The sequence below is a fragment of the Gordonia sp. (in: high G+C Gram-positive bacteria) genome (genome assembly GCF_047600385.1).
Taxonomy (GTDB): domain Bacteria; phylum Actinomycetota; class Actinomycetes; order Mycobacteriales; family Mycobacteriaceae; genus Gordonia.
Map to the genome: position 1 here is coordinate 3,422,921 of NZ_JASGKZ010000001.1, position 14,643 is coordinate 3,437,563.

14 protein-coding genes, 1 pseudogene and 1 CRISPR repeat array are annotated in these 14,643 nt (G+C 65.4%); of the genes and pseudogenes, 6 read left to right on the forward strand and 9 right to left on the reverse strand.

From position 1 onward, the window contains the following. Both QM809_RS15460 and cas6 read left to right on the forward strand, forming a co-directional pair. Positions 1-345, forward strand: coding sequence for a hypothetical protein (locus tag QM809_RS15460; protein WP_415046608.1), 345 nt, complete (start codon positions 1-3; stop codon positions 343-345). A 44-nt stretch (positions 346-389) separates the two neighbouring features. Further along, positions 390-1,061 carry a CRISPR system precrRNA processing endoribonuclease RAMP protein Cas6 gene (gene cas6 / locus QM809_RS15465; protein WP_415046609.1) on the forward strand — a complete coding sequence of 224 codons (672 nt, stop codon included), beginning with the start codon at positions 390-392 and terminating at the stop codon, positions 1,059-1,061. On the opposite strand, the gene cas2 is transcribed toward cas6, so the two are convergent. The 3 genes and pseudogenes from cas2 to QM809_RS15480 all read right to left on the reverse strand — a co-directional run. Next, positions 1,043-1,327, reverse strand: coding sequence for a CRISPR-associated endonuclease Cas2 (cas2, locus tag QM809_RS15470; protein ID WP_415046610.1), 285 nt, complete (start codon positions 1,325-1,327; stop codon positions 1,043-1,045). The genes cas6 and cas2 overlap by 19 nt on opposite strands. Further along, positions 1,318-2,340, reverse strand: coding sequence for a CRISPR-associated endonuclease Cas1 (gene cas1, locus QM809_RS15475; protein ID WP_415046611.1), 1,023 nt, complete (start codon positions 2,338-2,340; stop codon positions 1,318-1,320). Before cas1 ends, cas2 begins: the two co-directional genes overlap by 10 nt. 58 nt (positions 2,341-2,398) lie before the next feature. Beyond that, a pseudogene (locus QM809_RS15480) lies at positions 2,399-3,229 on the reverse strand (reverse transcriptase domain-containing protein); the annotation flags it as partial. 165 nt (positions 3,230-3,394) lie between these two features. Beyond that, positions 3,395-4,803: a CRISPR direct-repeat array (repeat unit 37 nt; unit sequence GTTTCAATTCGCTTTCGCGAGTGACATGCGTTGCGAG). 323 nt (positions 4,804-5,126) lie between these two features. On the opposite strand from QM809_RS15480, the gene QM809_RS15485 reads away from it, so the two are divergent. Continuing rightward, complete coding sequence (locus QM809_RS15485; RefSeq protein ID WP_415046612.1) at positions 5,127-7,217, forward strand: hypothetical protein; 2,091 nt, start codon at positions 5,127-5,129, stop codon at positions 7,215-7,217. Between the two features lie 10 nt (positions 7,218-7,227). Here the strand turns inward: QM809_RS15485 and QM809_RS15490 are convergent, their stop codons facing one another. Then, positions 7,228-8,187 carry a metallophosphoesterase family protein gene (locus tag QM809_RS15490; RefSeq protein ID WP_415046613.1) on the reverse strand — a complete coding sequence of 320 codons (960 nt, stop codon included), beginning with the start codon at positions 8,185-8,187 and terminating at the stop codon, positions 7,228-7,230. Positions 8,188-8,245: 58 nt separating this feature from the next. Further along, positions 8,246-9,154 carry a hypothetical protein gene (locus QM809_RS15495; protein ID WP_415046614.1) on the reverse strand — a complete coding sequence of 303 codons (909 nt, stop codon included), beginning with the start codon at positions 9,152-9,154 and terminating at the stop codon, positions 8,246-8,248. Positions 9,155-9,367: 213 nt separating this feature from the next. Between QM809_RS15495 and QM809_RS15500 the strand changes: the two genes are divergently transcribed. Together QM809_RS15500 and QM809_RS15505 are read left to right on the forward strand one after the other, a co-directional pair. Further along, positions 9,368-9,847 (forward strand): hypothetical protein, encoded by a 480-nt coding sequence (locus QM809_RS15500; protein WP_415046615.1) that lies wholly within the window; start codon positions 9,368-9,370, stop codon positions 9,845-9,847. Positions 9,848-9,924: 77 nt separating this feature from the next. Further along, positions 9,925-10,896: an LEM-3-like GIY-YIG domain-containing protein gene (locus QM809_RS15505; protein WP_415046616.1), complete on the forward strand. Its 972-nt coding sequence runs from the start codon at positions 9,925-9,927 to the stop codon at positions 10,894-10,896. 138 nt (positions 10,897-11,034) lie between these two features. Here QM809_RS15505 and QM809_RS15510 read toward each other — a convergent pair whose 3' ends face one another. The 3 genes from QM809_RS15510 to QM809_RS15520 form a co-directional block, all read right to left on the reverse strand. Next, complete coding sequence (locus QM809_RS15510; protein ID WP_415046617.1) at positions 11,035-11,847, reverse strand: class I SAM-dependent methyltransferase; 813 nt, start codon at positions 11,845-11,847, stop codon at positions 11,035-11,037. A gap of 408 nt (positions 11,848-12,255) precedes the next feature. Beyond that, the gene (locus QM809_RS15515) at positions 12,256-12,615 is read right to left on the reverse strand and encodes a DoxX family protein (RefSeq protein ID WP_415046618.1); all 360 of its coding nucleotides are present in this window, start codon (positions 12,613-12,615) and stop codon (positions 12,256-12,258) included. 12 nt (positions 12,616-12,627) lie between these two features. Beyond that, on the reverse strand, positions 12,628-13,209 hold the full coding sequence (locus QM809_RS15520) for a TetR/AcrR family transcriptional regulator (protein ID WP_415046619.1): 582 nt from the start codon (positions 13,207-13,209) through the stop codon (positions 12,628-12,630). A 133-nt stretch (positions 13,210-13,342) separates the two neighbouring features. On the opposite strand from QM809_RS15520, the gene QM809_RS15525 reads away from it, so the two are divergent. Further along, positions 13,343-13,684, forward strand: a complete 342-nt coding sequence (locus QM809_RS15525) for a GNAT family N-acetyltransferase (RefSeq protein WP_415046620.1) — start codon at positions 13,343-13,345, stop codon at positions 13,682-13,684. A gap of 128 nt (positions 13,685-13,812) precedes the next feature. Here QM809_RS15525 and QM809_RS15530 read toward each other — a convergent pair whose 3' ends face one another. Continuing rightward, entirely contained in the window at positions 13,813-14,595 is a 783-nt protein-coding gene (locus QM809_RS15530) for an esterase/lipase family protein (RefSeq protein ID WP_415046621.1), read from the reverse strand. Positions 14,596-14,643: the final 48 nt, after the last annotated feature.

Sequence of the window (14,643 nt, forward strand, 5' to 3'; positions counted from 1 at the left end):
GTGGCACGGCTGATCAACGCGACCCCGCACGACCTTCACGTCTTCGACGCCGACGACACCCTGCTGTGCACGATCCCGAGGTCGGGCCACGAATTCCGTCTGGTCGAGCACTCGGTGCCGTTCGCCGAAGTGACCGTCGACGACTCCTCGGTCACTCTCTCCGAGGTGTCTTATGCGGCGGTCGATCCGCCGATACCCGCTCCGGTCGAGGACACCTGGTGGATCGTGTCGACGCTGGTCGCCGAAGCCGCTCGGGATCGGCGCGACGTGCTGTTCCCGGCCGGCCAGGTTCGCGACGAGAAAGGAAGGATCAAGGGATGCACTCATCTGGGACGCCTACCGTGATCCGTACGTGGGCGATTCCGCTCGCACCGATCGACACACGGCAGGTGAAGCTCACACAGACCCACGCGGCCCTCGCGCACGTTCTCGACGACGATCACAGGAGACAGTCGAAGGAGTGGGCGCTTCGACCGATCGAGTCGATGAGCGGGATCACGGTCCAGCAGGTGACGACGATCGGCGCCGAGACCGCACGACGTCTCACCGAGCATCTGACTCCGGGCACCGAGTTCCGTCTGGGTACGCAGACCACCGCGCTGCTCGATTCACCGAGGATCCTCGAGGCGGCGGACGAGGAGGCCGTCCTGGACGTCGAACCGCGGCGCGAACACACGGTGGAATTCCTGAGTCCCACCGCGATCCGCAGTGGGCAGCGCTTCACCCCGCTCCTCGACCCGGCCCGAATCTTCCGTTCGGTGAACGCCCGCTGGAACACCGTCTTCGGCCGACCGCTGAGCGATGTCCGACCGTGGTCTCCGGAGGACGACGACGTGTGGGTCTCCCACATCACCGGCAAGACCCGGACGTTCAAACACGCCCAGATCCACATCTCGGGATTCACCGGCCGCATGCGATTCGTCTGCGACACCCCGGAGGCGGCCGCCACGTGGACGCCCCTCCTCGAATTCGCCCGGTTGGTGGGTATCGGCGCCTACACGGCGCGTGGCCTCGGAAGCATTGAACTGCACCGGTCCTGGATTCAGAACGACGCCCAGTAGGTCGCGCCCTCCGGGATCTCCCGTTGTCCCATGGCCCCGATCGCCTTCCAGCACGCGGCGCACTGCCTCACGAGCGCGACCGAATCCGTGTCGGGGTCGATGATCCTCTTGATCTCCGATTCCAGTGCGCCCAGGTGACTCTCATCGAGTACGCAGACGAACACCGAGTATTGGAGGCGGTCTCCCCACGCCTGGAGCAAACCCGCCAATTTCGCTCGACGTCGGTCGCTGGTCACGTCGTAGGCGACGATGAGGGTCAGCGCCATGATGTTCCGAACCACGCCGCGTCGGGATCGATGATCGAATGAGCGAGCAGCCCCGCCTGCTTGTACAGGTGACGGCGAATGCTCCCCTTGAAACCTGGGATCGCCCCGCCGGTGACCGAGAGCATCCGTTTCTCGTACGCACCGACGAGCGCGGATTTGCCTGCCTTGTTCAGATGGACTCCGGGTTCGCCCGGCCGCTCGGCGGCGTGCTCGGGTTTCAGGGCTCCTCGACGGGCCGCGACCATCACCACCTGATCGACGATCATCGGCCGGAACTCCTCCATCAGGTCCAGCGCCAGACTCGGTCTCCGCGACCTGTCCTTGTGCAGCAACCCGATGTTCGGGTCCAGGCCGGCCGCGATCAACGCCGCGACGCATTCCGACACCAGAATCGCGTATCCGTAGCTCAGCGCCGAGTTGACCATGTCTTCCGGCGGCCGTTTACTCCGCCTGTCGAAGCGCAGACTCTCCGGCACCAGCTGTCCGAGAGCACTGAAGTAGGCTGCGGCGGCTGCTCCTTCCACACCCAGGAGTTCGTCTCGGGTGGCGGCTTCGGGAATCATGGCCCGCAGACCACGCAGTCGCGTCATCACTTCTGCCACGGCACCGGACTTCTCGCGCCGGATCAACCGATGCAACAGGCATTCCTGGTGACTGATCTTGGTCTCGATCATCTCCCTGGCGATGCGCAGCGATGCCGTCTCGTCATCGGACATCGCCACTTGAGCGCGTAGACGCTCGACGCGACTGCCGGACGCCGCCGAGAGCTGCTGCCCTTGATACTTACCTCGCCGTGAGAGGTAGGCGACGTCGACGTCGTTGGTCAACGCCCACGACCGCGTGCCCGCACTCACCGTCACGGCCCCGAAGCAGGTGATCCGGGCGACGGTGGTCTTCGGTACGTTGACCAGTTCCTCCGAATCCTTCGATTCGACGATCAGTCGGCCGGCTTCGATGAAGACCCGACTTCCCTGACGTCCCCGCGTACAGCGACTTCCGGAGCGGCTCGTCACCCGGATCCAGATCCACTGTCGGCGGGTACCGCGTTCCGAAGTCTTCGCCGAGGAAACAGAACCCCTCGTCGAAGCTCATCACCTCTGTCTTGTCCGGATCCATTCTCATCCTCACTCCCTGCAGCGCCGTTGCCGCGATGGTGTAGGCCTCTCGTGCCTCCTCCGCCGACTGGGTCAGTGCGACGAAGTCGTCGGCGTATCGGACCACTGGAATCCCCGCATCGATCAACGCCGTGTCGAGTGAGGTGAGAACGAGGTTCGCCAACAGCGGCGAGATCGCGACGCCTTGTGGCACGCCGAGCCGATCCTGAAGACCGCGCTTCGTTCGCACCTTCCGAGCGACCAGCGACATCAGAAGTGCGGCCAGCGAATCGTCGGGCAACAACGACGACAGACGCTGCACCGCCATGCGCCTCGGAATCCGATCGAAACACTCATCGACGTCCGCGTGCAGCACCCATCCGAGGCCCTCATCGCGGAAACGCGCGACTGCTTCGACGGCATTGCACACGCCGAGCCCTTCCCGGTAGCCGAACGACGACGGCCCGAGATGTCGATCGACATGGGGTGTCAGCACATCGAGCACACATCGCTCGACGACGCGATCACCGATCTTCGGAATCGCCAGCCGGCGAACGGACCCGTCCCGCTTCGGGATCTCGACCCCGAACAACGGACGCGGTGCATACGAACCGTCCTCGAGAGACATCGAGATCCGATCCAAACGTTGCTTCGAATCGTTCGCGAATCTCACGAGCTCTTGGTTGGCCGGATCACTCCCCCACTCGGTTTTCGCTTGATCACGGTCGCGCACCTTCTTCCATGCCCGTTCGAGGAGATCCCGGTCTGAGACCAGATCTATCAGCTGAGTTCTCCTCGCGACCACCATCCTTCGACATGTACAGGTCGTCTGCGAACCGCAGACTTGTTACTCATGCGAATCCACCGTTTGGGCGACACCTGTGCTCACCGTGTGACTCCATCGAGTACGTCCTCCTCGACCCAGACAGTCATCACCTCATCGTGATACGAAGTCAATGACCTCGCCCTCCTGCATTCGATTCGCTTTCGCGAGTGACGTGCGTTGCGAGGGTACGTCACGCCGGGAAGTCGACTGACCGATCGGGTTCCAATTCGCTTTCGCGAGTGACGTGCGTTTCGAGCACTTGCGGAAAGTGTAAAGCGACCGGGGTCGGGTTTCAATTCGCTTTCGCGAGTGACGTGCGTTGCGAGGCTCCACGACCGCGTCATCGAAAGGATTTTCGAGTTTCAATTCGCTTTCGCGAGTGACGTGCGTTGCGAGCAGTCCTATCTACACAATCATCATTGCCGGTGTTGTTGTTTCAATTCGCTTTCGCGAGTGACATGCGTTGCGAGCTCAGTCTCAGTGTTGTCACGAAAGCGGGTGCATTCGGTTTCAATTCGCTTTCGCGAGTGACATGCGTTGCGAGGCTTCGTCGTCCAGACGCACGACGATCTGTTCCGCGGTTTCAATTCGCTTTCGCGAGTGACATGCGTTGCGAGGCGATCATCGAGCGCCCGTCCAGCTCGGACGAGACCGTTTCAATTCGCTTTCGCGAGTGACATGCGTTGCGAGAGCGTGCGCCTGCGCGGGTTCCTGTCCGGCAAGAGTTTCAATTCGCTTTCGCGAGTGACATGCGTTGCGAGCAGCTTCGGCATCGACTTCACCGACGCGATGTTGTTTCAATTCGCTTTCGCGAGTGACATGCGTTGCGAGATGGTCGAAGCAGCAGAGCAGCTCGTGTAGGCCCAAGTTTCAATTCGCTTTCGCGAGTGACATGCGTTGCGAGTGGCTCTACGAGCAGATCTCGTACTTCCTGAGCGGGTTTCAATTCGCTTTCGCGAGTGACATGCGTTGCGAGACCGGGCATTGCTGCGCCTCCTCCACAGCAACGTTTCAATTCGCTTTCGCGAGTGACATGCGTTGCGAGCCCGCTCGAGTCCAACAAGGACCACAGGCCGCGTCGGTTTCAATTCGCTTTCGCGAGTGACATGCGTTGCGAGCGCGTGCCCTGAACAAGTGGGCCGACCGGGCGCGTGGTTTCAATTCGCTTTCGCGAGTGACATGCGTTGCGAGACCAACTACCTAACGGAGTGGAAGTGTTCAATAACGTTTCAATTCGCTTTCGCGAGTGACATGCGTTGCGAGGTCGCTTCTCTCGGGGCGAGGTCCTCGAGGCCCTCGGGTTTCAATTCGCTTTCGCGAGTGACATGCGTTGCGAGTCAGCGAGAACAGTATCCACTACCACACGCGAGTTCAGTTTCAATTCGCTTTCGCGAGTGACATGCGTTGCGAGACCAAGAGTGGCAACGTGGCTAAGAGCCCCCATGTGGGTTTCAATTCGCTTTCGCGAGTGACATGCGTTGCGAGCAGGATCCGCCGTTCACCTGCTACGTGTGCGAGCGTTTCAATTCGCTTTCGCGAGTGACATGCGTTGCGAGGGTACCACTGGATCCGGGCCTCTGACCAGCACGAACGCACACCGCCCGCACACCAGCCACCATAAGTAAACTCATGCCACCTCCGATCGAGTCCGCGAAGGTCATTCGTACTGGTCAACGGCTTGCACACCTGAGTCGTTACTGCCACGTTCGCGCACCGGTTCCGGTACCACTCACGCCACCGCTGCCGAACATCGTGTCGAGGACCCCGGTAGCTACGCCTCGCCGCCCCGCACCGAGTAATCGTCTACCCGGTGTTCGCATCGCATAGGGTCACCACAGCACACCTCGACTCGCTCGCACCACTAAGGACGTCACCGCTGATGGCCGAGTTCTCCGCCGCCGACTACCCGAATCTGCCGCTCGTGGTCCTCGTCGACGGGAACTGCAGTGCCGCGTTGCCGTCCATGACGCTGCCTTATCGCAGTCTGGTGATCGTCCACACGACAGCGAGTACCGACCAGGCCGCCCGCCTCGCCGAGGTGAGCGACATGCTCTACCCGACGCTCAGTGATGTACGGCTCTTCGACTGCGGGCCGGCCACTGATTTCGACGACACCACACTCGCACTGTCCGACCTCGAGATCGACGCACCCTACCGACTCGACTACACCGCCGGGAACCGGGTGCAGCAGTTCTGCGGAGTGTGGCGTCATCTCGAGCAGCACGAGTCCCACGGCGGCGGTCACGGACTGCGTTCCTACAACAACAACTATCGGCGTTGTCTGGTCCTGGACGGTCCCGACGCCGACGGCAGTGATGTTCTTCTGCCCGACGGCGAACTCATCGGCCTCGAGATGCTCGCAGCCTTGGAGGGGTTCCGTCTCGAACGCGGATACGGACCACTCATCCCGACCGCCGGCACGGATCCCGCCCGCGTCGCTCATGATTTCCAGACGGTGTGTCGGCGGGCGACCGAGCCCGACACGAACACGTCCGCGCTCGTGACCGCCCTCCAGCAGCTCCGCGCCGAGATCGACGGAATCCCCGATGACGTGGCGGACCGCTGGACTCGATCGGATCCGTCGAAACTCTGCGGTGATGCCCTCGAACTGGCCACCGCCTGTGCCGTCGCCGCAGCCGGTACCGAAGAGTCCTGGGAGTTGGAAGTACTCGTCGGCGCCTGTGCCGTTCCCCTCGACGTTCCCGAGGGCTCGCCTCCGGTGATCGAATTCGACGTCCTGGTCCGCAACGGTTTCACCGTCTACGCCGTCGAGGTGAAACGTTCCCCGGGCAACGCCGCGGACACGCTCACCCGCCGCGAGACCTACGCGCGACTCGCGTTCGGGACCGAGGTCCGCGTGGTCACGGTCACCGGACGCCGCCCCACCCGTCATGTCCCGCAAGGATTCCATCTCCCCCGGCTGTCCCGACTGTTCAACGCGCTCGTGCCCTCACGACGCCGCAGTCACGTGATCGAACTGTGGAATCACGATGCCTGGCGACGGCTGGAGAAACTCGGGGAACCCGAGGAACCCGTCGGAGGAACCACCGTCGTCGAACTGGCGGAGAAGCCGATCGACGAAGTGGATTTGATCGCCTGTGGGCTCGGGGCCGCGGTGGGTCTCGAAGCCGCCGTCGGTGAAGCCGGCGCCGATTCGGTCGTAGCATTGACCCTCGACCGGCACCTGGAACATCTCCCGGACGTCCCCGGCCCCCGACCGGTATCGGTCGGGGTCGCCGCACTGTCGGCGACAGCCGCCTACACCGTCGCCTGCGCCACCGGCCCCAAAGTCTTGAGTCTGACGTCCGGACCGAAGAGCGCCGCGTCGGGGTTCATCCGATACGCCGTGGAGAATCCCGAGACCGTCCTGCTGCACATGGATGTCGGTCCTCGCACGGGCGCCCTTCAACGAGTCCACCTCGGACGTCCCGAATCGGGCTGGCACGTCCGTCCCCGCCGCTGCCCGATCGCCTGGGACCACCGGCTCGCCGTCGCGCGCTACCAGCCGCTCACCGAGTTCGATGCGCTCACCCCGGCCGCTCGGCACATCGCGACCGAAGCCGCCCGACGCAACCTGTCGGTGTGGACGCCGCCCGCCGCGGACATGCACACCGCTCCGCATCTCGAATACCTGGTCCTCACCGGGCCGTTCACCACCGCGACCGTCAGCGTGATCGGCGCGCCGGACCGACACGGCCGCCGCATCGACACACCGAAGGAACTCGCCGGCCGATCCGCCGTCCTGCAGTTCGAGGCGGCCGCCGAATCACTCCTCGGACCGCAGAACCGCAACGTCGTCGTCCTGCCTCCGGGTTTTCCCGGCGTCGACACCTCGCCGAATTCGGCGGCGGCCACCTGGGCCAGACTCGCGGAGGAGAACGACTGGACCGAACCGTGGTCGTGGCGCCTCCACGACGGAGAGGTGATCGTCGAGCACGACGACCGCCTCTGGCGGTCGCTGAAACCGTGAACCTCGCGGGTCAGCCGCGCCGGGCCCGTCGTTCCCGAACCCGTTCGAGCCGCTCCCGATACTCCTGCGAGCGCTCCGCGTAATCCGGCGGCAACTCGAACCGGACCCCCAGTTCGTTCAGATCCTCGGCCTGCAACCCCGGGTCCGGCGCGATCTGCCGCAGCAGCGGTTCGGGCAGGCCGCGTCGTTTCCACTCCCGCGGATACCCGACCGACACCTCCTCGAACCGGATGCCGTCGTACCAGGTGGTCCGCGGGATGTGCAGGTGCCCGTACACGCAGGCGGCGGCGTTGAAGCGTGTGTGCCAGTCCGCGGTCAGTTCACTGCCGCACCACAGCGCGAACTCCGGGTACATGAGCGCATTGCACGGTTCGCGACGCAGCGGCCAATGGTTGATCAGGACGGTCTTCTCCGCCGGATCGAGCGCCTCGAGCCGAGCCCGCGTCGCCTCGACGCGCGCCCTCCCCCACGCATCCCGCGTCGGGAACGGCTCCGGGGACAGCAGGAACTCGTCGGTCGCCACCACATTGCGTTCCCGCGCCACGGCGAGGGCCTGCAGCGTCGTCGTCGTGCCCTCGGGTCGGAACGAGTAGTCGTACAGCAGGAACATCGGTACCACGCGGACCGGTTCTCCCCCGTCGCCCGGATCGAACAGCGGGTAGATGTCCTCCGGGGTGAGGACGCCGATGTCCCGGCAGGCCTGCACCAGGTAGTCGTACCGGGCGACGCCGTAGACCTGCAGCGGATCCTTGGCCGTGGTGTAGAGCTCGTGATTGCCCGGCACCCAGACGACGGTGTCGAAACGCGCCTTGAGACGCCGCAGGGTGTCGATGATGTCGTCGGTGCGTTCGGCGACGTCGCCGGCCGCGATCAGCCAGTCACCCGGGCCTTCCGGCCGGATCCGGTCGACGATGTGCTCGTTGCCCTTGTGTGCGACGTGTAGATCGCTGATCGCCCAGAGCTTCGCCATGCCGTCCAGTCTGCCAGAGCGTGCGGCCCGTCGAGATCCGTCAGGCCGCGGAAGCGACTCAACCGTCCCGGGACTCGGTCTTGTGCTTCTTCCGTAAGGCCGGGGTACTGAGCCTGCGTGTACGACTGCGGAGTCGTTTGACCGGGTTCGCTCCCTTGCCGAGACCGATGACACGGCCGGTGATGAGGCGTGCGACGTCGAGGTCCTCGGACGAGGCCGCGGGCCCGTCGTCGGCGACGGACGGCAGCCAGCCCGCGTCGGCGCCGACGGTCTCCTCCATCCGACGCAGCTTCCCGCTGGTCACGTCGATCAGGCTGCCCCCGGTCGCCCAGACGCGTGGCGACCTGCCCGGTTCGGACGGGCAGGTGGCCCATCCGTCGACCTTGAACACGTATGGCGCGTAGCCGAATCGTGTAGGGACCAGGTATTCGGTGTCCATGGCCATGTGCCAGTACCCGCGTGCCGACGACCACACCTCGGGTGCCGAGTCGGCGAGGCTCATGCCGTAGCGCGTCCGGAGGTAGTAGTCGGCGCCGACGGGCACTCCGCCGACGGCGTCGTGATCGACCGGCGTGAGTCTCCCGATCTCGTCCCAGTCGACGAGGGCGCGATCGGCGACGGTGTCCAGTTCGGTGCAACTCGCCGTGACCGGCCCCATGCGCAACGCAGTGACGAAGGCACGCGGGAGGTTCTCCTCGAGAACGTCGGTGGCCCACGCCGTGCCGTTCACCACGGCGTTGAGCACGAACTGCGCGAGCTCCTTCTCCCGGAGGTGCCGTGCGAGGTGCGGGTCGTCGCCGCGGATGACACGGCCGGCGATGAACTGCGCTTCGGCCAGGTCGCTCGGGTCGAAGTCGGCACCGCCGGTGCCTGCGGCGAGGTCCGACGACTCCTTCGCCGATCGGAGACTCACCGGCAACCGGGCCAGTCCCGCGGTCTGCCTCTTCCGCTCGCCGTCTTCGGCCATCGTCACCTCCATCCGAGCCGCGCCGTGTCAGACGCTAGCCACTCGACATCCACGGAAGCAAGGACACGAATCCCCCTCCCGCGATCACCATGCCATCCACCTGCCCGAGAGAGCTGTTTCCACAGCATGAGGAACAGCATCATCACAGAGAACTAGTGTTGTGTAAGTGTCACCAACCTTGCAATTGTGTTGGTTAACTGACACTATCCCTACATGCGAAACGTCATGATCCTCTTCCCGGCGGCCTCCGGTCCATACCGGTGCGCCATCGCCGCTCGCCGCAGCACCCTGGCTGGCCACACAGTGCTCGTCACCGCCGCACCGACGATCACCGACCTGCACTCCGCACTGCGCTACGAACGCACGACCCGGACGATTCCCGATCTCGATGCCGTCGCCGACGTCGACGACCTCCGCGAGGTGGCGGCCGACTTCTTCAGCGAACTCTCGGCGGCGGTCGCAGCGGCTGAACGCCGCCGGCGAGAAGCCCTCGACAAGGCCGAATACTGGGAGACCCGGATCGTGCGCTACACGGCGAAAGACGAGGACACTCGGACGGCCGACGATCGACGACGCCTGGCCGACGCGATCCGTCATCGCGACCGACACCTCGCCACCGCCGCGAGCCACCGGCACGAAGCCTCCGAACTGGCCCGCCCCTGGCTCGCACACCCGGCGGACCCGATCGATTAGACAGAGAACACCGGGCCGGGTGCGCGTCGCCGCACCCTCCATTCACCACCGCACCCCAGGACACAAGGAGAGAACTCATGGCTGAACCACGAAAGAAGTCGGCGAATCCGGGCCGGATCGATCTGGCCATGGACGGCGACCGAGGCGAGGATTACGTGTACCTGCTGACGAAGAACCCCGCCGTCGGCACGTCCCTGAACCTCGACGACGTCTTCTACGTCGGCAAGGGCCGAGGTCTGCGCTGGGCCCAGCACTTCGCCGAAGCCAGGAAAGCCATCGCACGCGGTGACGGACGACTGAGCGCCAAACATCTCGCCATCCGAGAGATCCTCGCGAACACCGACTCCGACGATCTGAACTTCGAGGACTACGCCTACATCGTGAAGGGCGGCCTGGACGAGCAGTCGGCGCTGACCTTGGAAGCACTGACCATCGAGCTTCTGCGAAAGGCCGGCGTCGACCTCACCAACATCGTGGCCGGCCATCACTCGTCAGCCATGCTGAAGCCGGCCGCCGAGGTGCGCAGGTACTACAGCGCCGAACCCTTCATCGTGGAGGAGATCAGCGCCGGAGAAAAAAGCCGACCGTCCTCGCTCGCCGACTTCCGCCCCGGTGGCACCCGAAGCGGCGAGTCCGTCGTCGTCGTGGTCAAAGGCAGCACCGAGACGATGGCCCGCTACGAAGACGTCCGCACCGGAGAGGAGGGACGCTTCGCCGGATCCCTCAGAGCCGAAAAGCGGAATCGAGTGGAGGGCGGCCGCCGCGGGTGGAATCCCGACGACCCCTGGACCGACGAGGAGGCACGCGATCGCGCCGAACACTACTGGCCGGTCAGCCCGAAGACCGCCGGGACACTGCGTTCGATCGCCCGAGACGGCCGGTTGTCCTGGCGCTCCTGGTCAACGACCCCCGTGCAGGCCAGTCGGCGGTGCGCTACGAGTGGCGAGTCGACCCGAACGGAGACTGGCTCGACTTCGATCCCCGGATCGGCTTCCCCCTCGGCGAGGCGACCGACCAGGACCACGACGCCTGGATCGGCCGCACACTGATCCGCGAGCACGATCAGAAACAGATCCTCGAAAGCCATTCGGGTGGCATCGCCTACGCCGCCCGCCGCGCCGGCGAGTAGGCGACGTCGTCCTGCTCGGTGACCATCGGAGCCGCTCTCCGACGGTCACCGGGTCGTGTCATCTCGAAGGACACGTTTCGAAGACGTTGAACCGGTACGACTTCGGGATCGAGAACCGACCGCCGAGCCCGGTCATCACGCGCACCGGCAGCGGCCAGGTGCGCTTCGCCGTCGCCGGCGGCGCCGCGAAACCATACGACTCGACCAGCCGCAGACCGCACGACTCCAGCGCCTTCGGGTCGTCGCACACCCAGTGGAAGCGGGCGGACAGCTGGTCGTAGACCTTGCTCTTGTCCTGCATGGAGACCATGGCCTCGCCCGCGGTGTCGAAGGCCAGCCGCGCGCCGGGGAATGCCGCGGCGATCGAGGTCAGCGTCGCCAGCACCGTCTCGGCCGGGAAATACAGCAGCACCGCCTCGCTGAGCAGCAGAACCGGTCGCGAACGGTCGACGGCGTCGTACCAGTCGGTGTCGTGGATGGAACCGGCTCGTTGCGTGTACCGATCGGAGTCGCGGAAGAATCTGCTCCGCAGGTCCATCACGTCGGGCAGGTCGACGTCGAGCCAGGTGACCCGCCCGTTGTCCAGGCGTTCGAAGCGGGTACTCAGACCGCACCCGAGGTCGACCACCGTGCCGTCGGGATGCTCGTCGAGGAAGTCTCGGACGATCGCGTCGAAGATCGACGCCCGCCACACCGCCCCGACCGTGTTGGAACGACAATGCTTGGCGAAGTCGTAGTCGATCTCATCGACCATCTCGGCGGCCTTGGTGTCGTGCAGGACGCTGCTGCGACTCCGCGCGTCCTGTGCCCGCCCGTACAACGGGATCAGCAGCGTCTCCTGGATGTCCCCCAGCGATACCTGTTCAGCCATGTTTATAAGGTTACCCTTACTTTTCGAGGTCGCGGCCGCGGAATCCGGTGAGGGGGTGCTCCCCTCGATGATCGAGCGGAGTCGAGATCCCCGGACAGCGAAGGAGTGGTCTCGACTTCGCTCGACCAGCGAGGAGGCACGCTCGACCAGCGAGGAGGCACGCTCGACCGGCGAGGGGTGTGCTCACCCGGCGAAGGAGAACCCGACCAGAGAGGGGCGCTCCCCTCGGTGATCGAGCGGAGTCGAGATCCCAGAGCGGGTGGTCTCGACTCCGCTCGACCAGCGAGGGGGTGCGCTCGACCAGCGAGAAGACACGCTCGACCAGCGAGAAGGCACACTCAACCGGCGAGGGGGTGCGCTCGACCAGCGAAGAGAACCCGACCTATGCAGGAGAGCTCGACGGCTCGCTCAGAAGACGAAGCAGCCCAGCAGGACGGCGACCGAGGCCGCCAGGAAGAACAGGCAGCTGGCGAAGGTGATGTTCTTGGTGAAGCCGGCGCGCACATGCGCGTAGGTGGCCGCCAGGAAGTAGCCGATCGCACCGGCGACGACGGTCACGGCGACGCCGGGCTGGTACAGCCCGACCACCAGGCCCGCCCCGGCGAGCAGCTTGACCCACGAGAGCGCCCACCACCAGTCCTCGGGGAATCCGACGCCTTCGAGACAGTCGCGGATCAACTGCGGCGGTCGCAGCGCGGCGAGCGCGTCGCCGAAGAAGAACACGGCCAGGGCGATGATCGGCCAGGCGGGATCGGGTACGTCGAACATGATGGTTCCCTTCTATGGCGTCCGGGCCAGTACCCGGACGACGTCTTCGAGCTGGGCGCGGACGCCGCCCACACCCTCTCCGCGGGCCGCCGATGCCATCAGCAGGCCGAGGTAGGCCAGGTAGGTCGCGCGGGCGGCCGCCGGCGCGTCGTCGCCCAGACCGTGCTGGGCGAAGATCTCGGCGAACTGCTCGATCATCGAGTCGGCGAGCTCGGAGAAGACCTCGGTCCGGTGGACTCCCCGCGCCAGGATCGCCCCGTATTCGCGGGCCAGCGGGAGGTCGAACTCGAACATCGTCAGGAACGGCTGCACGAAGCGCCCGATCCGCATCGCGGCGTCGTCACCCTCGGGCAGCCCCGGGGCGCCGCGCTGCGCGACGCCGATCCACTCGTCGAACGCCGCCAGCAACAGGGCGTCCTTGTCCCCCACCGACATCACCGTGCCCACGCTCACCGAGGCGTCCGCGGCGATGTCGCGGATCGTCGTCGACCGGAATCCGCGTTCGGAGAACAGTCGCTGCGCCGAGGCGATCACGCGCATCCGGGTCTGTTCCCGCTGCTCCGCACGACTCGACTGAACATGTTCATTGAACATGTTCATAACGGTAGACCGTGCTCACGTCGACGACAACCCCCGCCGCCGAACCGGATTCGGACATTCGACGCCGATCGCCCCGTTTCCCGGCCGACCCATGACACGACGCCCGAATGGGGTTACCTTGGTCCCCATGACTCAGGAATCTGTGATCCAGAACACACCGGTGCCGCCGCCCACGGTCACGTTGGACCCCGCGCCCGCTCTGCGCGACAACCCCGACCGCGACCGCTACGAACTCTGGTCCGGCGACGAACTGGTCGGTCTGGCCGGATACGAGCTCACCAGCGAGGACACCATGACCCTGCTGCACGTGGTGGTGACCGAGAAGTTCGGACAGTCCGGATTCGCGCGCCTGCTGCTCTCGCTCATGTTCGACGACCTCGACGCCCGCGGCATCAAGGCGGTGCCGGTGTGCACCTACGCCCAGCAGTTCATCGAGCGCTTTCCGCAGTACCGGCGATCCGTGGCCTGACCCCGCCGCTCCCCGGAGACGACGACGGCACCGCAGTGAGGACTGCGGTGCCGTCGTCGTGAAGAGGTGCGGCCGGTGGTCTCGACTCCGCTCGACCAGCGAAGGGGCCACTCGACCGGGTGCGGGAATCAGCCGCGGTGCTCCTTGTAGTAGGGCGCGTCGGGAAGCATCTGGTTCCGGCCGGTGAGCACACCGTCGGCCTCGTCGACGAACCGGCCGTAGCACTTGCCCTTCAGCGTCTCGGCCACGACCTTCTGCACGTCCGGGTTCAGCGGCTCGATGGTGTGCTCGAAGGCGGGCGGCACCACACCGGTCGCCGGGATCGGCTTCACCCGGCACTGGCCGCCGTCGAGGTGCCCGGTGGCGAACTCGCGCGCACTCCGCACCCCGGTGTACTTGGTCTGACCCGGAGTGTCGTCGCCCGCGTTCAGCTTCTTCATGAACGACGTGCCCGGGCAGTTCTCCTTGGCGATGTCCGCATCGCACGAGGCCGGCGAACCGTACTGGGCGGTGCCGACGGCGACGTAGGTGTCGACCTTCTTGTGGCCGCCCATCTCCTTGAGGTACCAGCGGGCGCTGATACCGCTGATGCTGTGCGTCACGATCGCGATCTTGTCGCGCGGATGCTCCTTGGCGAGACGGTCCACGGCGCCGCCGATGACCGCCGCGTCCGCACGCAGATCGACGCCCTTCACGTCCACCACGGTGGACGGGTAGCCGCGCGAGGTGAGATCCTGCGCCATCTGCTGGTAGGCCGGAGCCATCGACACACCGCTCACCGACTGACCCGGAGTGATGATCACCCGGGTGCCGGACGGAGCCGCTTCCGCGGTCGCGGGAGTCACGGCGAGCAACGCCGAACCGGCGGCGGACACGGCCAGGGCAACGGTGACGATCTTGTTCTTCAGCACGTACTAGAAGGTAACTTGCCCGGTACCGGGAGCGTTACCGAAATCCAC

What these genes read in the sequence shown, in the direction of transcription:
- QM809_RS15520 (WP_415046619.1), bottom strand. Translation starts at nt 13,209, where the DNA reads ATGTTCAATGAACATGTTCAGTCGAGTCGTGCGGAGCAGCGGGAACAG.
- cas2 (WP_415046610.1), bottom strand. Translation starts at nt 1,327, where the DNA reads ATGGCGCTGACCCTCATCGTCGCCTACGACGTGACCAGCGACCGACGT.
- QM809_RS15515 (WP_415046618.1), bottom strand. Translation starts at nt 12,615, where the DNA reads ATGTTCGACGTACCCGATCCCGCCTGGCCGATCATCGCCCTGGCCGTG.
- QM809_RS15505 (WP_415046616.1), top strand. Translation starts at nt 9,925, where the DNA reads ATGGCTGAACCACGAAAGAAGTCGGCGAATCCGGGCCGGATCGATCTG.
- QM809_RS15500 (WP_415046615.1), top strand. Translation starts at nt 9,368, where the DNA reads ATGCGAAACGTCATGATCCTCTTCCCGGCGGCCTCCGGTCCATACCGG.
- QM809_RS15525 (WP_415046620.1), top strand. Translation starts at nt 13,343, where the DNA reads ATGACTCAGGAATCTGTGATCCAGAACACACCGGTGCCGCCGCCCACG.
- QM809_RS15510 (WP_415046617.1), bottom strand. Translation starts at nt 11,847, where the DNA reads ATGGCTGAACAGGTATCGCTGGGGGACATCCAGGAGACGCTGCTGATC.
- QM809_RS15485 (WP_415046612.1), top strand. Translation starts at nt 5,127, where the DNA reads ATGGCCGAGTTCTCCGCCGCCGACTACCCGAATCTGCCGCTCGTGGTC.
- QM809_RS15490 (WP_415046613.1), bottom strand. Translation starts at nt 8,187, where the DNA reads ATGGCGAAGCTCTGGGCGATCAGCGATCTACACGTCGCACACAAGGGC.
- QM809_RS15495 (WP_415046614.1), bottom strand. Translation starts at nt 9,154, where the DNA reads ATGGCCGAAGACGGCGAGCGGAAGAGGCAGACCGCGGGACTGGCCCGG.